This is a genomic window from Pseudomaricurvus alkylphenolicus (assembly GCF_011683955.1).
Lineage (GTDB): Bacteria > Pseudomonadota > Gammaproteobacteria > Pseudomonadales > Cellvibrionaceae > Pseudomaricurvus > Pseudomaricurvus alkylphenolicus.
Window position 1 is genome coordinate 211,291 of record NZ_JAAQPI010000009.1, and the last position, 19,325, is coordinate 230,615.

Consider the following 19,325-nt stretch of genomic DNA (forward strand, 5'->3'; position numbering starts at 1 on the left):
TCAGAAACGGTAATCAAATGTGACGCCGTAGGTGTTCGGCGTACCGGCGCTGCGAACATAGGGCCCATTGCCACCTTGATAAGCCGCCGGATAATAGTATTCGTCCGTTAAATTGCGACTCCACAGCATCGCTCGCCACTGACCATCCGTACTGCCGACCGCCACCTGCGCGTTAACGACCCAAAAATCGTCGGTGGCATCCTCGATGGCAACACCGCCAGAGGTTTCGCCCTGAAAACTGAAGTCGGTACCTACTTCCATTACCAAAGTTTCTCCGAGCGGCCATTCGTATTTTATCTGGCCGTTGTACTGCCACTCTGGCGCCTGGGCCAGTTCAATGCCGGAAACGTCGTGGGTCACCACCGTCGGCCAGGCACTGGCGGCAGGATCTACCGCTTCCCATTTCTCCACCTTGGTATCCAGATAGGCAATACCCAGATTGATATTAAGACCTTCAACCGGCAGCCATTTCAGTTCCAACTCTGCACCGTTAATGCGAGACTCGGGCACATTGGTCAATCCGGAGATATTGCCTACGAAGGTTACCGCCAGGTCTTGTTCCTGCTTGTCCTCGTAGTCGTACCAAAAGGCGGCCGCGTTAAGTTGCAGGGTGCCGTCAAGCAATGTGCTCTTAAGGCCCAGCTCAAACGCCGTTAACTCCTCCTCGGTGTAGGGAATCAGCTGCTGGGTGGTATTGGAATTTGCACCGTTAAATCCGCCGGACTTAAACGCTGTTGAGAAAGTGCCGTAAACCAGCAGATCTTCCGTTACGGCGTAGTCGAGCCCGATTTTTCCCATCCATTTGTTGGTGTCGATGGAGTCGGTAAAGGGGTGAAAGGCATCGTTGACATTGGGGCTGCCCAATAGTCCAAATACATAGTTGGGGGAATTGGGATCGTCATCAATGGTGCCGCAGTGACCCGCCGGCAAGGTCGAACCGAAGGAGAAGTTTAAAAAGCCCGCCAGACTGCCGTCTCCGGCGTCGTAGGTGCAACCGCTCCACTCCCGCTCTTCCTGAGTGTAACGGGCACCCAGAGTCAGCCGCAGATCCTGGGTCAGATTCCACTCCACGTGACCGAATACCGCAGCCGATTGTGTCTCCTGCTCGTAACGGGTTTGCAGCTCCAGAATCGGAGACAAGGCAAATGGCGGAATGCCATAAGGGATAGAACCCTGGCCAAACATGGAGTCCGACATAAAGTAATGGTATTCCTCATCCATTTCGTCATGGGAGTAATAAACACCGGCAATCCACATCAGCTCATCAGAGGTATAAGTCAGGCGCACTTCCTGGGAAAACACCTCCAGATCAGTGGTGTTTATGTTGCTGGAATCGTTGTAAGCGCCACCGTCCCAATCGTTGGACTCCTGACGTTCAAACTTGTCGTAACCGGTAATGGCGGTCAGCGTCATGCCTTCATTCAGCTCCCACTCCAGTTTTGCCGAGGCACCGGTCAGCTCATTGTCCCGCTGCGGACGAAGGTCAAAGGTCTTGCCGGTGATGGGGCTGGTGTAGCTATTGGTCCAGTCAGCTGAGCGGCTGTCGCCGGTAGAGTACCAGGGTGGTGTTTCGCCGAAATTGGCACCGGTGGGCAATTGATAGTCTGCCAATTGGCGATAAGGTAAGGCGTTTTCAGCTAAACCCGCCTGGCGGCCATCGTAGGCGGTGTTTGCACGATTTTCGGATTTGTCTCTGACAGCGTGCAAATTCAACAACAACGAGGCATTGTCATTCAGTTCAATATCAAATAATGCTCGTATCGCGCTAACGTCTTTTTCGCCCAATTCGTCATCGCGGGTGATGCTCTTTTGCCAGCCTTCATCAGATTGGGTGGTCTTATAAGCGAGGCGGGCGTTCACGTTGTCGGTCAGGCTGCCGCTGACAAAACCTTCAAAGTCCAGAGTATCAAAACGCCCGTGGCTGACACTGATACCGGCCTCGAATTCCTCAGTGGGTTTCTTGCTGACGAAATTGATTTGCCCCGCGGTGGTATTGCGACCATAGAGGTCCCCCTGCGGCCCCTTGAGTACCTCCACCCGCTCCATATCAATTAGTACACCGCGGCTCATCACTGTATAGGGTATCGCCACCTCGTCAAAGTAGAGCCCCACCGTGGATGAGGCCGCAGTGCTGTAGTCCTGAAAGCCAACGCCGCGAATAGTGTAGTTGGGAGTGCCAGTTGCGGCCGCTTCATTAACCGTCAGGCCGGGGGTGTGTTGGGCTACGTCCTCAGCGGAGAACACACCCATGTCCTTCATTTGTTCGCCGCTAAAAGCGTTAACCGTGATACCTACATCGTTGATACTTTGAGCACGCTTCTGTGCCGTGACTACAATTTCTTCCAGCTGAATGGTCTCAGCGACCAGATTCATTGTTGGCAGACCCGCCAGCACCACGGAAATGGATAATAGTGTTTTGCGCATTGCGCCCTCTCCTGTCGTTATGGTTATTGAGTTTGATAACCATACGCCAGGGGGGCGGGGTAAGTGACCGGACTAAAGTCCTGTTCTACCCCGGATCATTAAGAATATCAGTGGGATCAATAAGTTAGATGTCGATGATAGCCAGTTCACGGGCGGTGATGACGGCGGCCGTCCGATTGCGGACTCCCAATTTGCCGAAGATATTGGTGGCGTGCCACTTGACTGTTTTTTGGCTGATATGCAGATCGTCGGCTATATCGCTATTGGTACGCCCCTGGGCCATCAACGTCAGGACATCGATCTCCCGACCGCTGAGCGGCTCAATCAACCCATGGGGTTTGTTGTCAGCGGTTTCTCCGGAGCCCCAATAGCCCAACAGAGTTTCAACAAAGCTGTTTGCCAGTGGATCCCTGTCTTTGGGGGCCGACGCCAACAACTGCTTCATTGCTTCCCCCTCTTCCAGAAACAGGCAATAAGCGTCATTGGGTGCGGCGATTCGCAGGGCGTCTGTTAATATCGCTTGACTGACCTCCGTCTGACCGGCCTGCTGGTGCGCCAGAGCCAGGACCAACAGAGCCTTTAAGCGCAGATAACCCTGATCAAGCTGATGCAGCCGCTGCTCGAAGTCTTCCAGCCCCTGGATCGCTGTGTCTGTCTGACCCGCGACCAAAAGCAGCCGAAGTTGCAAAAAGCGTTTCAGATAGGCCACCCTTTCCCAGCCAACGGGCAGGGGCTCTAATTCATCGTCCAGAGGAATTTCGTGTTTGGTTGCTAATTTCAGGGCCTGTACAGATTGGCTCGCCTGCAGCAGGATTTCCAGTCGAACGGCATCCACAAAAAGGCAGTGCATGTCATGGCTAGGCGAATGGGGGTGAAGACCCAGCGCGTGGTCCAAGAGCTTCAAGGCTGCCGCCTGATCGCCCCGCAAGGCATACAAGCGAGCAAGGCTGCAGTAGCCTAATCGTAACAACCGCACCTGACCCACCTCCTCCAATATGGGAAGCGTCGCCTGCAGTAACGGCAGGGCCCGGTCCAGATGATTCATCTCCAGGTGCAATACACCACGCATGGCATCAAACACCGGAGCCACATAAATGCTCTGCTGACGGCTGGAAATACCATCGTCAAACCATCGGAAAATATCGAGCACCTGCTTCAGGTGCCCTTGCTGCAGCCTGAGCATGGCCATAAAACAATCCGAGTAGGCCACGCCAAAGCTGTGTCGGGTTTTAAGGTGACTGGCTCGGGCTTGTTTCAAGAGCCGCTCGGCCGACTCAAAATCCCCGTGCATGAGGTGGCTGTAGCCAAGGATATTGTTAATGGTGCCCTGCTGCCAGGCGAGTGGAGGGCAAAAATCAGCGGGGACCCGGGCCATCGCCTCCCCCGTTCGTTCCTGGGACATTTGAATGCCCGCATCCAGAATCGTCATGGACGTTTCCAGATTGGCTTCCTGCTCGTCTGAGAGATTGTCTCTGGTTTTTTTCCGGTCAATACACTCCCGCGCCTCATCACAAATCGCGCGGGCGTTGTCGGGCTGGTTCATATGGTAAAGGGCGGTCGCCTGCAGCAACAGCAGGTCCGGATGTCGGGCGCACACTGATGCGGGAATGCGCTTGATCAGGCTGTCGATCTGGGGCATGCGCCCCTGCACAAATTGCTCATAGCCATGTTGCTCGATAAATACGGCGGCATCTTCAGACGCATCGCCCGCGAGCGCATAGTCCACCGATTCCTGAAAAAAACCATTAGCGTCAAACCAGTGACTGGCGCGCCGGCTGTAGTGGCGGGCGTCCTGCAAATAGTGTTGCTGCAGTTTGCCCTGCAGGAATTCCTGAAACAGATGGTGATATCGGTACCAATCGCCCTTCTCGTCCAATGGAATCAGAAACAAATCGAGGTCTTTCAGGCGCTGAATGTAGAGCGTGCTATCGGATTGTTCGAATACTGCATTGCACAACTCAGCATTAAACCGATTAAGCAGAGACGAGCCCAATAAAAAGCGTTGCAGCTCCGGTGGTTGTTTTTCAAACACATCCGTTGCCAGATAGTCGGCCACATCGTGGAAATTGCCGGAAAATTCCCTGCGCTGAACGGATCGCCCCTCCTCTTTTAGGTACAGCGATGCCAATTGCAGCCCCGCCACCCAACCGTCACTGCGTTGATAGAGCTCGTCCAACACCTCTTCCGAAAGCTCCAGCTTGTGTAAACGGTTGAGGAATTCCCGCGATTCTGCCAACTCAAAGCGCAGAGACTCCGCATTGAGTTCGGTCAGCTTGTCCCCAACCCGCATCGACCCCAGCGACAGATCAGGCCGGACGCGACTGGCGATCACCATTCGAAAGTTGGGGCTTGCCAAGTTAAGTAAAAGCTCAACAAATTGGCATACATCAAGGTCGTCGACCAGATGAAAATCATCCAGAAAAAAGACGATCTCCCGGTCGAATTCGCTGATTTCATTTATCAGCAGGCCGAGCACCTTGGAGACATCACTAGGGCCGACATTATCAAGAAAATCGAGAACCGGTTGTCCCAGTGCTGGTGAGAGAGTCTGCAAGCTGGCGACAAAATAGCGGACAAAAGTCGCCGGGTCGTTGTCACCGGAGTCGAGCGAAAGCCAGCAACACGCCTTCCTGCTCTCCATCAGTACGCTATACCACTGGCGTAACAGAGTGGATTTACCAAAACCCGCCGGTGCCGTTACCAGCGCCAGCCGCCGCCCTTGTGACTGTGCCAGCCGCTCAATCAGCCGAGGGCGATTCACAGCCCCGGAAACCTGGGCGGGTGGTGTGAACTTGGTTTTAATCAGATAGGCAGCAGCCGGGTTTTTCATTGGCGATACTCATTGGGATCGCCAAAATTTAATCACATCCGATTTTTTCACACAAACCCGGCTGCAAAACCGGAAACAAACGGTCGTACGCCAGGGTAAAGAAAAAGGTGTGGACCACCACCCACGCCATCAGCACCACATCCATCACTAACGCCTGCAACCAGGGGATGTCCAGCCACCAAACGATAATGGGTAATGAAGTGGCAGTAAGCACAAGTTCAAATCCCAGCGCGTGAGCGATGCGTCCCGGCAGAGATCTTTCGGTTGGAATCCGGCCAAAATGCGCATCCATCCTGTCGTACAGGTAGTTGTAGATCATACTGATGATCAGGGCTTTGACGCAGAGTATGATGGCCAACGCGCCACTGTCGGTCACAGGGCGGTCAAATATGATTGACACCGCCGGTACGATCAGGGCGATCAGAGTCGCTTCCAGCAGCAACGAATAGCGAACGCGGTCCCATTTGCTGCGAATTGCCACGTTTTTGTTCATTTTTTCCTCGATACTGTCACATAAGGCTTGCTCATTCTATCCATCATTTAGATAATTAAAAGTTAGTAACTATCTATAAATGAGATACTTCGATGCCAACACTGGACCAATTGACTGCTTTCGTAGCCGCCGCTGAGACCGGTTCTTTTTCTGCAGCTTCGCGGCAGCTCAATAAAGCTCAATCTGCCATCAGTACTGCCATCAATAATCTTGAAATTGAGACCAATCTCGAGCTCTTTGACCGCAGCGTACGTAAACCAAAATTGACGCCCGATGGACAGTCACTGTTAAATTACGCTAATGCGGTATTACAAAGCTCCAGGGAATTTTCTGCTCATGCCTCTTCCCTGATCGGCCAGGAAGAAACCCGTTTGTGTCTTGCCGTAGAGCAGAGCATCCCCATCCAGACAATTCTTCCCGCATTGAGTGAATTTGAAGAACGCTTCCCGTTTATCGAAGTCGAATTGCTCGACCCTGGCGCTCATGATGTGGCCTCACTGGTAAGAACAGATCGGGCAGATATTGGCTTGATGCTGGAACAGGAGGAATATCCGGAAGGCTATCATTTTCGCTCCATGGGTCACTATCGGGTATTGCCGGTTTGCGGCAAAAACCACCCCCTGGTCACCGAACAGCCAGTATCCCTGCCAATGCTTCGTCACCATCGTCAACTGGTGGTTCGCGGTCGCGAGCGAGGCGGCTCCGGACATGAAACACAGTCGATCAGTCCGAAGTTCTGGTTGTCTGAAAGTCCTTTTATCGTATTGTCGCTGTTGTGCGCAGGAATTGGCTGGGCTTTTTTACCGGAAACTGTCGTGCAGGAAAAGGTGGATAACGGAGAGCTTGTGGTTTTGGATCTGGACTACCTGGGTGCGGATATCCGCCAGGGGCTGGATCTTGTCTGGAGTCAACAACGGGCCCTGGGAGAAGCGGGCACATGGTTGCTTACCCGATTGTTGAACTTGGAAGTTGACCCGAAGAAGAATTGACAATAGACGCCCCGGCTCCAAATGGCCGTTGTTTTTGCCGATGAAGTTAGCCCAGACCTGCCCATTCATTGTTTCCAGCGCCGTATTGATGCTGAGCAGCGATTAGGTTATCTCGGAGAGTTTTCACATTGGGCAGCCTGTTATACTTGAACATAGCTATTACTGCAGCGTAATCCTATCCTCATTTGGCCAGTGAAAATAGTCCAGCCTACTGTGCCTCTGGACGACGGATTTAACTGTACCGGACTGCCACAGCCGAGCTATGCTTTGCTCCAGGTGGTTCGCCATGCTTCTGGCGTCTTGCTGGAATCTCTCCGTAAAGATCATTGGTCTGACTGCCAAGGGTGTGACTTCCTTGACTAATTCCAACTGCGATCCGTGGTGTTGCTGTTCGAATTGCTGCAACCCTACGGAAAAGTAAACAAAAAAATCAATACGCTTTGATGCCAGGGCCCTGAGCCCCTGCAGTGAATCGCCAAAGCCTTTGGGGACAAACGGTATCCCCAGAAATTCCCACCAGTAGGCCGCAGTGTGATGTTCCATTCTAAGACTGCCGATGCGATCTGCAGCAATAATAACATTCTGACGGAAAGGATCTGAACTCCCTTTTCGTGCTATGTAACCGGCGCGCATGACCAATATCGGCTGGTAGCTGATAATCACCTGGGGCGAATCTGTCACGTCAGAAACAGCATTTTGTTTCATGCCCCTAATGTATTTTGGCTGCAGTGGATGTAGATCACTGTCAACCGGAGCGGCGTATAACGCAATATCGATATGTTGCTTTCTTGCGGTGGGTTGCGATCTGGAAGCAGGCAGATATCTTAAAGTAAGCTGACATTTTATGTCCGCCGAAACCTGCTGGAGCAGATCGGGGAAAATGCCCATCTGCTTTTGGTCTTGAAAATAGAACAGCGGAAACTCTCTCGTCCAGAGTCCCACAGTGAGTTCGCATCTTTCTGCCGCCGTTAGTATCGGAGTGAAAAATGAAGCTATAACGAAAAGAACTATGACAAATGCAGACTGAGTGGCCATCTTTCGCTGTCGTTCTTTGACCCCGGTAGCGCTTGGAGCTTTTGATGATACAAGGGTAGGCATATAACCCTCAAATACGAATACGATATCTTATTTTACACAACCTATCGAAGCTCCTTGTCTTTTGCAAACAAACGGGTTTGTCTGCATTCGATTCAGTACCTGCTTTAAATCTTATTAATTTCAATGGGTTAGTGGATTTCGTATAAACCATCAGGCTAGCGGGTAGGTGCTACCGGATTTATTCATTAGTCCCACAATAGTTGCGCTGCTAGCCTGATAACCGTAAGTACAAATTGATAGAACCCTAAATAACACTGACGACACAACCTTGGAGATGTGCCCATGCCTTTTGTCAAATCGTTACCCGAAGAAACCACCGCTGTGACTCTCTGGGGACTCCACCCTGAAGCCTACTCCGCCTGGCCAAATCTGGTACAAGCCACCATGCGCAGTGAATCCGAGCTGTCCAATGGCGAAAAGGAACTGATTGGCGCCTACTCGTCCGCGCTGCGTGGCTGCACCCATTGTTACAGTGCCCACTATCCCGTGGCCATCGCCTACGGCATTGACCCCAAGTTCTTTGAAGACGTACTGCAGGATCCGAAGACGGCGCCGATTGACGAGAAGTTCCGCCCTATTCTGGTTTTTGTGCACAAGCTGGTTACCGATCCCAACCGCCTGGTGCAAAAAGACGTTGATCCAATCTTTGCAGCGGGCTGGTCTGAAAGAACCCTCACTGATGTTGTATTTATTTGTGCAACTTTCGCCTTTATGAACGCCATCATGCAGGGACACGGTGCCCACGACGCCGATCTGTCCGATTTTGGTCCAATCCACGCGATCATTCGGGAAAAGGACCAGTATGGTCACGCAGAAGGTTCCGGTCGCAAAGATCCTAAAGCTCTGATGAAGGAGAGCATTGAGCGTTTTGGCGAGGAAGCCACCATGAAAGCCATCAAACGTGCCAAGGAACTGGGCATCGGCGACGCATTGTAATCTGTCTGCAGCATCAGGCTGAGTTTTAAGTCTGATGCTGCAGTTCTTCATCGCAGCTAAAGATTCCACATCAATAAATGAGGCACAACCGTGAGCATCATTAGTAACATCTCGGACAGTTCTTTCGAATCAGACGTGCTGAAGTCTGATGTTCCTGTACTCGTCGACTTTTGGGCAGAGTGGTGCCGCCCTTGTCGTATGCTGGGTAACACTCTGGATGAAATCGCCGGCGACTATGGTGACAAGATTAATATCTGCAAGTTGGATGTGGACGCTAACGAAGCCTCCCCTTCCAACTACGGGGTCAGGGGCATCCCAACGCTGATGATATTTAAGAACGGCGAGGTACAGGCAACCAGAAATGGACCCCTGTCCAAGACCGAACTGGCAGCCTTTATTGACGACAATGTCTGAATGAGCACAACAATGATTGCCTCTTCTGCATCTCATCTGTAAATCAGTAGACTTTCAACGGCATAAGCCGTCTACAGAGACGGCTTTGCCCAACCCGCCCCGGGTAGGGGGCGACGTTTTATTTTAGTTTCTAGGCCACTTGAGCTTCCAACGCAGCCGCCAGGTTTGGCGCATATTCATGCAGGCGATCCGCCGGCATACGGCCAGTACGGTCCATATAACTTCTGATAAATTCCAGAATCGGCATATCCAGTTTTTCATGGACATGGGCGTACCAGTCCAGGCTGCGGACAGTCGCTTCCATCAGTCCCGCCTTTCTCGGTTTGCCGTTCTCTTCGTACGCGGCCAGCGCTGCGGGGATATCATCCGGGGAAGCCGCCAGAGCATCCGCCAGGCCCAGTGCATCTTCCATGGCGAGACGGGTTCCGGAACCCAGGGAGAAGTGAGCCCTGTAGAGCGCGTCACCCACCAGCACTCGGTTACCGACTGACCAGCGTTCGTTACGGATGCCTGCAAATTGATTCCAATCAGACTTGTTCTCGATCATAGGAGTACCTTCGAATATGTCTTCGAACGCTTCTTCGAACAGCGCCTTGCGCTCAGCGTTGGTCATTTTGTCCATGCCCAGATCAAACCAACTCTGCTCATCAAGCTCTCCAACGACTGTCCACATATCCGGGGTGTAGGGATAATAGTGAACCATAATGCTGCCGTTCTTATAACTTCTGAAGCGCAAACCGGCTTCGAGCTTGGTCTTGGCGCAGCCCCACCAGACAAAATAATTACCGTGGGGACTGCGCTGGGTACCAAAGTCCTGTTCATGGGCAGTGCGAACCACTGAGTTGGCACCGTCGGCGCCAACCACAACGTCGTAGTCATCAAATTCCGCCAGATCATCGATGCGGCGCTGGTGGTGGACCTCTATGCCGAGCTCTCGGCAGCGTTGCTCCAGTACCGTCAGGATATCCAGGCGGGTGATGGCCCCCCCCATGGCAGTGGTCTCCAATTTAAACTCGCCGGTGTTGTTCTGGATAACCTGGTTGGTCAGGAAGTGCATTTTCTCTTCGAGAGCCGCCATGGTGACAGGGTCGGCCGCACCCAGTTTGTCGATGGCGGAAGCTGCCAGTCCAACGCCGAAGCCATAGGTTGCGTCCTTGGGGTTTTGCTCCAGCACCAGAATTTCTTCCGCGGTACCTCGGGATTTCAACAATATGGCCAGAAACAGTGCACTGGGGCCGCCGCCGATGATGCATACTTTCATGTGTTTTCTCCTGGGGATTTGTCGTTTAGTGTTGTATGACGTTGACAAAAGGTAAGGCGCCAGCCGTTTCTATATCCATATTCATCACCTTTTCCGTAATCGATGTGTAGTATTCCGGTTTTTGCACATCCGGATTGGGCAGATGCAGCGTAAATGGTTTGGTGCCTTCTCGCGGGTAACCAACTTCGTCAATCCCCTTTTTCTCAACGAAGATATCGTAAGCGTGTTTGGCATCTCCCTCGGGCAGCTCACCCTGAATATAGGCGCATTCCACCATCAGTCCGTTGGGATCAAAGGTGTAAATGGAGTGCATCCATTCTTTGTGATGGTCCTGTTCCATGACTTCCAGGCCATGATCCAGCCAGCGCTGGCGGATTTCTTCCAGTCCTTCTCGATTCTTCGCCTCATAGGCAACGTGCATATAGGCGGGACCCAGGCCCATGGCTTCCGTGACATTGGTGTTCGCCTGGCTGTGGGCCCTGGTACCGTAGGCACCCAGGTCATAGTAGGCAAGCAAGGTGCCGTCACCGGTGTCAAAGAAAACGTGCTTGTATTTGTTGCCCTTTTTGTCGTCAGTTTCTATGCCGGCAATGTGAAATTTCATTGCCTGGGTATAGAACTTGTAGGTCAGTTCGGGGGTATGGGTGCTGAATGCAACGTGATTAAGGGCCATGCTGTATTTCCTTGTCAGTTATTGAGTATCAGTGATCTCGGCTAAGAAATTGCCCAAAGCGTCACTGTGCAGGTCAACTATACCCAGAGCGGGAATTTCAATAATTGATCCTGATCAATAAAAGAATCAAGGTTCTTGTTCGTATTGTAATGAAGTGAATACGTTGTTTTGCAGTATTTGATCTCAGTGTTTGTAAACCTTGCCGGCCTTCATTACGAAGTCTACATCCAAGAGCTCTTCGATATTTTTTAAAGGCGAGGCGTCAGTGGCTATAATATCCGCTTCTTTACCCACCTCGATGGTACCCAGGCTGTCGCTCAAGTCGAGTAGCTCTGCGGTATTAATGGTGGCTGTTTTGATAATCTCCATTTCGCTCATCCCCGCCCTGTGCATCAAGACTGCTTCGCGGGCATTGATACCGTGCATCATGGCGGTATCAGTACCATAGGCCAGCTTTACACCCGCCTTGTGCAGTTTGGCGAAGTTCTTCATCATCTGGCTGCCTACCTTGCGCGCCTTTTCCCTGATCGGCGCCGGCAAGGTATCGTTCTTGGCAGCCATTTCTCCAAGCAGATGCCCGGCCAGTAACGTAGGCACCAGATAAGCCCCGGTTTTCTTAAACAGCTTGATCGACCGGGGGCCAGCAAAACTGCCGTGTTCAATACAATCCACACCCGCCTCCAGCGCAGCGATAATGCCGTCTTCCTGATGGGCATGAGCGGTCACCTTGCGGCCCATTCGGTGCGAGGCGTTAACAATTTCGCGGATCTCATCGCTGTCCATTTGTTGGCCAGTGCCCGTCGCCCGTTCGGTTGCCACTCCGCCCGTAGCAGATATTTTCACCCAGTCGGCGCCATAGGTAATCGCCTTGCGGGCTACGCGCCGACAATCATAGGGGCCATCGCAGGTATTATCTCCTTTGCTGTCCAACAGATCTTTGAAATCGTGCCGCATGGCGATCTCACCTCGGTGTCCGCCTGTGACCACGATAATTTCGGAAGCGATGATTCGGGGTCCGTCGAGCCACCCCTTTGCAATGGCATCCCGCAATGCATACATTTCCTGGGCCCCCTCTACCGGCCCGGTATCGCGGACGGTGGTAAATCCCGCCAGCAAGGTGTTTTTGGCGTGATGGGCAGAACGCATCTGCGCCAACTGACTGGACATCTTTAATTTGTCCACAGCCATCTTGGGGCCGAAATCAATCTGCAGGTGCACATGCGCATCCATCAGTCCGGGCAGGACAAAGCTGTCCTTGAGGTCGATCAACTTGGCGTTTGATCCAAATTGATGGGCATCTGCATAGCCCTGCAGCAAGTCAACAATCTTTCCGTCCTTGACAACGATGGTATGCGCAGTGAGAGGCTTTTCTCCGGGTACGGCCAGAAGCATACCGGCATGGATAACCCGGTTATCGGCGTTGATAACCGTACTGGCCACCACCATCATTACGGCGGCAATGTTCCTTAAAAGTAAACGATGCACACATTCTCTCCTAATAGACGATTTTTTATGATTTTCAGGGGTGGGGACGCCTGCGCCCCCACGGCTCTGACCGATCAGGCTTGCGACTCCTGTTCGAGCTCCAACTTAATACGCTTCTTGAGTATGCGACGCGCCCTGACATTTGCACCATCGGTTTGGATGATGGCGGGTCCCATCGCCAGGGGATCGGTTTCATCTCCCATCATACGGGCCGCCGCTTCGATTACGGGTTTGTCCTGTTCGGTAAAGCCCTTCAGGTGCCAGGCGCGAACTGCGTTATCCACGTCTTTATCATCCAGTCGATGCTTGCGAGTCAGGCCGTAAAAGTAGTGGGCCGTTGTTTCCGTTTCCGGAGTCAACAAATGGCTGCCAAAGGACTCGTGCAGAGCCTCATTCGTATCCGCGTCCAGAAATTGGATATGGTTGGTGACAATTGAGGGAATCTGCCAGTGTGCCGCCAGAACGAAATTCCCCCGTTTGTTATCCTCGCCGGTAATGCCCCTGATAGCCGGAGGCATATTGGCATTGGGGATCGTGATGATAACGTCCACCTGTTCATCGGCCTGCTTGACTTCCAGCTGGGCGTCCTCGTAGTTGTCTACGCCAAGCTGGTCATTATGGACAAACTGCGCATGGCTGAGATCAATCAGATTATCGATATAGAGCTCATAGGCCGCATCCACATGAATATGGCCGGTCACTGTTCTGGTTTTCGGGTCGGTAACGTAGCTGAGGTCCGGGATCAACGCCGGATCGGCTTGTTCTGGATCTCCTCCCCAGAACCAGACCAGATCATGGCGCTCTTCCACACGATACGCGGGTACTTTCGCTTTGGGGGGAATATCTCCGTCCCCATTGGGATTCAGAACACAGGCACCATGACCATTAAAGCGCAGTCCGTGGTAGGGACACTCGATGGTATCGCCCTGTAATTTCCCCATGGAAAGCGGCGCAAAGCGATGTGGGCAGCGATTGCCAATGGCCACCACATCTCCGTCTTCCCTGCGGTAGAGCACAATATCTTGATCGAGCAGTTTGCGCCCCAATGGTTCACGAGAAACTTCATCACCCCAGGCGGCGACGTACCAGGTATTCTTTAAATAGGTCATATTGACTCCTGACTCTCATCATGCGTGTAAATTTCGTGCTATCTAGAAGCGATAGCTGGCTTGAACTTCGTAACTTCTCGGTGCATCCAAAAAGTGAAAATAGCTTCCCAGGAACCCCAGATTTCCCAGTGGGATATCGTCAGGGGCGTTGGAAACCGTTTCGTCGGTGAGATTCTTGCCAAGCAACGCCAGCGTCCAGCTGTCGTCACCCGCGATCTGGATTCTGGCGTTGATCTTGGTAAAGGCATCCTGCTGTAACACTGGATCGTTGTCGTTGGTGGGCAGGTAATCGCCCATATATTGCAGATCGATGCCGGCTTTCAGTTCCAGCCTGTCGCTGAGCTGGTGGCGGTATTCAAATGCCAGATTGCCGGACCATTCGGGCGCAAATTGTGTTGGCTGCCCGGACAGGTCCTGTTCGCATCCATCAGGTCCAGTCCAGTTAGCCGTCTGTCCCGCGGTACAGGGAGCTCCCTGATAGGAATCGTAGGTCGCGTCCAGATAGGATAACGCATAGCGCATGGACAGGTTTTCCGTCAGCAGCACCTGGCCGTCCAGTTCTACCCCTTCCGTGACGGTTTCCGCGGCATTGCGGACCACAAATCCGGCGACGCCGTCGAATACACTGACCTGTACATCTTCGAAACTGTTACTGAACACCGCGATGTTCAACTGAGCGCGCCCATCCCAGAGCGACATTTTTGCACCCAATTCGATACTCTCGACAGTTTCGTCTTCAAACTCCTGAAATTCAGCCAGGGCAGTAAGATTCGCTTCGTCAAAACCACCGGCCTTGTAGCCGCTGCCGAACTTCAGATAGGCCATAATGTCGGCATTGATGTCGTACTGAAACACGATGTCCCCGGTCCAATGTTCCTCGTGGCGAACATTGTCATAACCCTGCTGCACCGAGCAACTGACGGCGGGAACCGGTACTGGCAGAGAGGGAAAGGACGTGCGGCAGACTTCATACCCCGAAGCGTCAAAGGTGTGCGCGACCGCGAAGTTTAGAAATTGATCATAGAAGGCCTGGTGCGGAAGGCTTGCTGCGGTCGCAAAGGCGACGTAATCCGTACCACTGAACGCTGCGGTATGCATGGTTTTTTCAAAGATCTTCTCATCGTCTGAATAGCGCAAGCCGGCAATTACCCTCAGATCATTAGTCAAATTCCAGGTGATCTGGGAAAATGCCGAAAAGGTTTCGCTGTCCTGGGTGAAATTGCCCGCCATCACTGCGTCGCCAAAACCCGCCTGTACAATCGCTTCCAGCGGGTGACCCGCAAACAGCGGCGCAATGGAGGACAAGACAATGTCCAGATCGCGCCCCCGGCTCAGATTTTCGTTCTGATAATAGACTCCGGCCATATACTCGAGAGTTCCGCCAGTGGGAGAAGTCAAAATAAACTCCTGGCTGAATTGATCGTGCTCCTCGAAACGCTGCGCGCCAATCATTTGTAGTGGCCCGAAATCCAGGTCCAGTGAGTTTTCAACCGACGCCTCTACGTAGGCGGTAATCGAGCGAATATTGAAATCGCTAATATCCCAGTTTGCGGTCAGTGAAAAGGTGTCCCACTCGGAGTCGTCAAATTGAGCGGGTCGACCAGGCAGGCTTCCGGTGCCATACTTGTCGTAGTTGATACCCGCCCGAAAGTCAGGATCGCCAAACGTTTGATAAATAAAGTCCGAAGCCGGAGTGGTAATGCCAATGGTGTTCTGGCGACCCCGTGTATCGGTTTTACCCTGTTCTACCTTGAGGCGAAAACCCAGGTCTTCGGTGGGCTGCCAATCCAGCGTTAATCGAGCTATGGTGTCCTCTTCCTGGCGTTCATCCTGATTGAGGGAGTGATTACGAAAATAACCATCGCTCTCTTCCCGACGCAGGGCCAGGCGGGCATTGACGGTCTCACTCAACGCACCGGAAACAATCAGTGAAGTGCCCCACCCCCCAAACTCCGGCTCTAACGATGCCTGAATCGAGGCCTCAAATTCTTCCTCCGGACCCGCCGTGGTGATATTCATTGCACCGGCAACGGTGTTCTTTCCGAACAGGGTACTTTGGGGACCTTTAAGAACTTCAACCCGTTCCACATCCAGTAACGCCGAGCGCGACGCTTGAGAACGACCGAAGTAAACGCCATCGATAAAGGTACCCACTGATTGCTCGAAACCTGCATTACTGGGTGAGCCGATGCCGCGGATAAAGATAGCATCACTGCCGGAGTTTTCGGAGATATTGACATTGGGCATAAAGGCGGAGATATCCTCTAAAGAGCCAACGCCTTGTTCGGTAATCTTTTCCCCGCCCATGACCGACAGTGCAATAGGTACATCCTGCAGCCCTTCGGCTCGTTTGGTGGCGGTAACGATCACTTCTTCGATCTGAAACCCTTCCGCTGCAGGCTGGTTTAATGGCAGTAATGCCAGAGTGATGGCAGCCGCGAGTGCTGATTTTGGGGAAGTTTGCTTATTAGTTTTATCGTTAACCATGATAACTCTCTCGTATAGACCTGTTGGTTGGCTTATCTCTTCGGCACTGAAATGCGCCCAATTAAATAATACGTATTATGGTTCTTATTTGTGGGAAAGCTGAACTATCGTACTCCCGCCTTTTTTAGGATCCCACGTCAGCCCCTGAATGGGCCCTGTGCGATCTAACTACGACCCAATCTTGGCCAACTGACGCAGCTGCTTGCGCAGATGTGTCAGCTTTTCGTCCAGCCCCACTCGACCGGGCTCCTTGACCAGGGCAAAACTGAGACCCCGCAAGGTCAGGTTGGTGATATCGATCAATTCATCAGCCTCTTCCGGAGAAATACCGGATTTGGTCAATGTCTCTTTCCACCTGTCGTCAAACAATTTGCGAAAGCGATCAACAAGTGGGAAATACTCTTCAGCGAGGTAAGGTTCGTTTCTCGCCGCTAGCAGCAACTCCAGCATGGCGATATAGCGCTCGGACAGAAAAAAACGTTCCGATGCATCAAAGAACGCATCAACCGCTTCCTCTCGCCCGTCAGCTTCAAGTGCGGCTTCTTCGACCTTTTTCATCTCCAGCCCCATAACGTATTGGGCAGCGGAGATAACCAACTGGTCTTTGGTCGAGTAGTAGTGATTAAGGGCACCTCGGGAAACACCGGCCCGCTTGGCGACCTTCGCCATCGTCATAGCCGCGTAGCCCTCTTCGTACAGCATCTCAATAGCAGCAACCATCAGTGCGTTGATGGTTGCCTTGCGCTGTCGCTCCTTAACACCGGTGGAACGCGTGGCTTTTGTTGGAGCGACCGCTGTCATAGAAACCCTCAAATACGAATGCTGACTTTGATTTGTATAGACTAGCAGAGTTCCTACATTTTGCAAACAAACGTGTTTGTGTGTGTATTAGCGGAGTCAAGGACGGAAATCTTTTGTATTTCAATATGCTAGGTGATTTAGGCGTAATTCGAACAAGTCGAAAATAAACGAAAGGACAAAAATTTGAAGCAACTTTGGCCAATTCAGACTAAATATAGCTGCCAGCCTTTTCGACCACTTCTCTAAACCACTGGTGCTCAGGATCGTTGTCATAAGAGCGATTCCACACCAGGCCGACCTCATACTGCGGCATGTCGTAGGGTAATTCGAGTGCTTTGATCTCCGCCTGTTGCCCCAATATGTCCACCATTTTTTTGGGCAAGATGGATATCGCCTCGGCGTGGCGCAATGCGTAAACCAGGGACTCATGGGTACTGAATTCGGCAATGGCATTAATGCGAAGCCCACGCTCCTCCAGAAATTTATCGGCCAGCGATTGCGCACCGCTGGTCATCGATGGATTGAATCTGAGATGACTTTCCGCCAGCAGTTGTTGCTCAGAGATCGTGTTATCGTATTTTTCAGTCCCCTCCCACACGGCCGCCACCAGATGGTCGGTGTAGAGGGCTTGAAAACTGGTCTCCTCAGACTTGCCCAGGATGGTGTCAAACGGTGCAATCAACAGATCCAGGTGTCCCGAACGCAGTCGTTCGCGAGTATCAACAGCCAGCGGGCCGAAAATCACTCGGGTCGACGGTGCCTCCGACTGCATCATGGAAATGATTGGTCCGCCGACTCTGTGACGAATAAAATCGGTGGTTACCAGCGTAAATTGACGTTGCAGTTTCTCCGGCGAGAAACGCACCTCTTCCACAAGACCTTCGATATTGCGGATGATTTCTTCGACGGGTTCAATCAGATTTTCCGCTCGCCGCGTCGGCACCATCTTTCTGCCGGACCGGACAAACAACTCATCCTGAAAAGCCCAGCGCAGACGTGCCAGGGAAGCACTAACCGACGATTGCGATACAGACAACTTCTCGGCGACTTTTGTGGTATTCGGCTCTTTCAGGAGCTCTCTCAGGACATACAGGAGATTGAGATCGATCCGACGCATGACAGTATCCTTATGCATTTGATAGCCGGGTTGCTGCTACCGGTATTATTCATTACTCAACTATTTTAGGCGTCGCTAACATTGTTGTCAGCCGCAAATAGCGCCCTTACCTGTTGATAGGAGTCATCCAATGTCGTCTCTAGAAACCCTACCGGAAGAAATTACCGCCAAGATCGCCAAAAACAAGGGATCTGCCGCCGGTGAGCTCCGGTCTTATGAGCCCAGCGCCCGCGCTCAGGCCATTGCCTGCGGTGATCTCAAGGTCGGTCCTGACACTGCAGAGAATGTCGTCTTGTACAGCCATTACGCCTCTATTTGCTCCCAGCGAGCGCGCATGGTGCTGGTAGAAAAGCAGGTACCATTCAAAGGGGTGATGCTGCACTACGAACTCGGTGAAACCATATCGCCTACCTATATGGGTATTAATCCCAGGGGGCTGGTACCAACTATCATCGCTGATGGCGAAGTGGTGTTCGATTCTGCGACCATTATGCAGTATGTAAACAACCGTTATGCCGGCCCTGATCTCACTCCAGGTGACGATCAACAAAAAGCCTTGATCAAGCAGGAAATTGCCAGGGCGGACTTTTTTCCCATCCGTGATCTGGTCACGCGCATAGGTATGGAACGGAGCGCCACTGGGGCAACTTACTCCGGTTGGGGAGCAGAGGGCCTCAAGAAAATGATTGGCGCCATGCACGAATACAAGGTGAAATACCCTGAATTCGCGGTAAATTACGACCAAAAGATCCAGGATTGGATGGGGCAAATCGAGCGATCCCAGAATCCGCAAGTCATGGAAAATACCTATGATTACGCCAATGAAGTGATGGACGACTTTGACAAACGACTTCAGACACAGGAATTTATCGTCGGAAACGAATTTTCTCTGGCCGATATCACTTGGGTACCTGTGCTGATTCGTCTGCAGTATGCTCTGGACTTTAAAATCTGGGGAGATGGACTGCGTCCAAACCTGGAACAGTACTTTGTTAGTCGGATCAAGACGCGCCCGGGATTTAAACCCGCGATCGTAGACCACTACTACAACAATGTTGTGCCTGAAGGCATCGCTTCCTGAACCACCCCGTTTAGCCCGTCGGCAGGCCCCCGGCGGGCCTTTCTCTGCTACCCGATTTGTTTATAGCAGCTACCTGTCTCATTCATTTATTGCGGCACTTTTGCCTTTGATACCATAAACACCGGAA

15 protein-coding genes are annotated in these 19,325 nt (G+C 52.3%); 4 read left to right on the plus strand and 11 right to left on the minus strand.

Translation table 11 applies throughout. The annotated features are described in order from the left end of the window. The 3 genes from HBA55_RS21945 to HBA55_RS21955 all read right to left on the minus strand — a co-directional run bounded on the left by HBA55_RS21945 (position 1) and on the right by HBA55_RS21955 (position 5,747). A complete protein-coding gene (locus tag HBA55_RS21945) occupies positions 1-2,424 on the minus strand; it encodes a TonB-dependent receptor (RefSeq protein WP_166995873.1) in 2,424 nt (807 codons plus the stop codon). A 124-nt stretch (positions 2,425-2,548) separates the two neighbouring features. Further along, complete coding sequence (locus HBA55_RS21950) at positions 2,549-5,254, minus strand: winged helix-turn-helix domain-containing protein (protein WP_166995875.1); 2,706 nt, start codon at positions 5,252-5,254, stop codon at positions 2,549-2,551. A gap of 28 nt (positions 5,255-5,282) precedes the next feature. Beyond that, complete coding sequence (locus HBA55_RS21955; RefSeq protein WP_166995877.1) at positions 5,283-5,747, minus strand: PACE efflux transporter; 465 nt, start codon at positions 5,745-5,747, stop codon at positions 5,283-5,285. Between the two features lie 92 nt (positions 5,748-5,839). On the opposite strand from HBA55_RS21955, the gene HBA55_RS21960 reads away from it, so the two are divergent. Beyond that, positions 5,840-6,736 carry a LysR family transcriptional regulator gene (locus tag HBA55_RS21960; RefSeq protein ID WP_166995879.1) on the plus strand — a complete coding sequence of 299 codons (897 nt, stop codon included), beginning with the start codon at positions 5,840-5,842 and terminating at the stop codon, positions 6,734-6,736. Between the two features lie 159 nt (positions 6,737-6,895). On the opposite strand, the gene HBA55_RS21965 is transcribed toward HBA55_RS21960, so the two are convergent. Continuing rightward, a complete protein-coding gene (locus HBA55_RS21965) occupies positions 6,896-7,834 on the minus strand; it encodes a substrate-binding periplasmic protein (protein ID WP_166995881.1) in 939 nt (312 codons plus the stop codon). 282 nt (positions 7,835-8,116) lie between these two features. Here HBA55_RS21965 and HBA55_RS21970 point away from each other — a divergent pair, with 282 nt between their 5' ends. Together HBA55_RS21970 and trxA are read left to right on the plus strand one after the other, a co-directional pair. Next, positions 8,117-8,770: a carboxymuconolactone decarboxylase family protein gene (locus HBA55_RS21970; protein WP_166995882.1), complete on the plus strand. Its 654-nt coding sequence runs from the start codon at positions 8,117-8,119 to the stop codon at positions 8,768-8,770. Between the two features lie 90 nt (positions 8,771-8,860). Continuing rightward, entirely contained in the window at positions 8,861-9,184 is a 324-nt protein-coding gene (gene trxA, locus HBA55_RS21975) for a thioredoxin (protein WP_166995884.1), read from the plus strand. Positions 9,185-9,314: 130 nt separating this feature from the next. Here trxA and HBA55_RS21980 read toward each other — a convergent pair whose 3' ends face one another. The 7 genes from HBA55_RS21980 to HBA55_RS22010 form a co-directional block, all read right to left on the minus strand. Further along, entirely contained in the window at positions 9,315-10,445 is a 1,131-nt protein-coding gene (locus HBA55_RS21980; protein WP_166995886.1) for an FAD-dependent monooxygenase, read from the minus strand. 25 nt (positions 10,446-10,470) lie between these two features. Continuing rightward, positions 10,471-11,118, minus strand: a complete 648-nt coding sequence (locus tag HBA55_RS21985; RefSeq protein WP_166995888.1) for a VOC family protein — start codon at positions 11,116-11,118, stop codon at positions 10,471-10,473. Between the two features lie 183 nt (positions 11,119-11,301). After that, complete coding sequence (locus HBA55_RS21990; protein WP_338109437.1) at positions 11,302-12,603, minus strand: amidohydrolase family protein; 1,302 nt, start codon at positions 12,601-12,603, stop codon at positions 11,302-11,304. Positions 12,604-12,677: 74 nt separating this feature from the next. Then, on the minus strand, positions 12,678-13,712 hold the full coding sequence (locus HBA55_RS21995; RefSeq protein WP_166995890.1) for an aromatic ring-hydroxylating dioxygenase subunit alpha: 1,035 nt from the start codon (positions 13,710-13,712) through the stop codon (positions 12,678-12,680). A 42-nt stretch (positions 13,713-13,754) separates the two neighbouring features. Continuing rightward, entirely contained in the window at positions 13,755-16,199 is a 2,445-nt protein-coding gene (locus HBA55_RS22000) for a TonB-dependent receptor (RefSeq protein WP_166995892.1), read from the minus strand. A gap of 168 nt (positions 16,200-16,367) precedes the next feature. Continuing rightward, positions 16,368-17,000, minus strand: coding sequence for a TetR/AcrR family transcriptional regulator (locus tag HBA55_RS22005; RefSeq protein WP_166995894.1), 633 nt, complete (start codon positions 16,998-17,000; stop codon positions 16,368-16,370). 208 nt (positions 17,001-17,208) lie between these two features. Further along, entirely contained in the window at positions 17,209-18,117 is a 909-nt protein-coding gene (locus HBA55_RS22010; RefSeq protein WP_166995896.1) for a LysR substrate-binding domain-containing protein, read from the minus strand. Positions 18,118-18,247: 130 nt separating this feature from the next. On the opposite strand from HBA55_RS22010, the gene HBA55_RS22015 reads away from it, so the two are divergent. After that, complete coding sequence (locus HBA55_RS22015) at positions 18,248-19,198, plus strand: glutathione S-transferase family protein (protein WP_166995898.1); 951 nt, start codon at positions 18,248-18,250, stop codon at positions 19,196-19,198. Positions 19,199-19,325 lie beyond the last annotated feature (127 nt).

Coding starts and splice junctions, on each gene's coding strand:
- HBA55_RS21945 (WP_166995873.1), bottom strand. CDS start 2,424: ATGCGCAAAACACTATTATCCATTTCCGTGGTGCTGGCGGGTCTGCCA.
- HBA55_RS21950 (WP_166995875.1), bottom strand. CDS start 5,254: ATGAAAAACCCGGCTGCTGCCTATCTGATTAAAACCAAGTTCACACCA.
- HBA55_RS21955 (WP_166995877.1), bottom strand. CDS start 5,747: ATGAACAAAAACGTGGCAATTCGCAGCAAATGGGACCGCGTTCGCTAT.
- HBA55_RS21960 (WP_166995879.1), top strand. CDS start 5,840: ATGCCAACACTGGACCAATTGACTGCTTTCGTAGCCGCCGCTGAGACC.
- HBA55_RS21965 (WP_166995881.1), bottom strand. CDS start 7,834: ATGCCTACCCTTGTATCATCAAAAGCTCCAAGCGCTACCGGGGTCAAA.
- HBA55_RS21970 (WP_166995882.1), top strand. CDS start 8,117: ATGCCTTTTGTCAAATCGTTACCCGAAGAAACCACCGCTGTGACTCTC.
- HBA55_RS21980 (WP_166995886.1), bottom strand. CDS start 10,445: ATGAAAGTATGCATCATCGGCGGCGGCCCCAGTGCACTGTTTCTGGCC.
- HBA55_RS21985 (WP_166995888.1), bottom strand. CDS start 11,118: ATGGCCCTTAATCACGTTGCATTCAGCACCCATACCCCCGAACTGACC.
- HBA55_RS21995 (WP_166995890.1), bottom strand. CDS start 13,712: ATGACCTATTTAAAGAATACCTGGTACGTCGCCGCCTGGGGTGATGAA.
- HBA55_RS22000 (WP_166995892.1), bottom strand. CDS start 16,199: ATGGTTAACGATAAAACTAATAAGCAAACTTCCCCAAAATCAGCACTC.
- HBA55_RS22005 (WP_166995894.1), bottom strand. CDS start 17,000: ATGACAGCGGTCGCTCCAACAAAAGCCACGCGTTCCACCGGTGTTAAG.
- HBA55_RS22010 (WP_166995896.1), bottom strand. CDS start 18,117: ATGCGTCGGATCGATCTCAATCTCCTGTATGTCCTGAGAGAGCTCCTG.
- HBA55_RS22015 (WP_166995898.1), top strand. CDS start 18,248: ATGTCGTCTCTAGAAACCCTACCGGAAGAAATTACCGCCAAGATCGCC.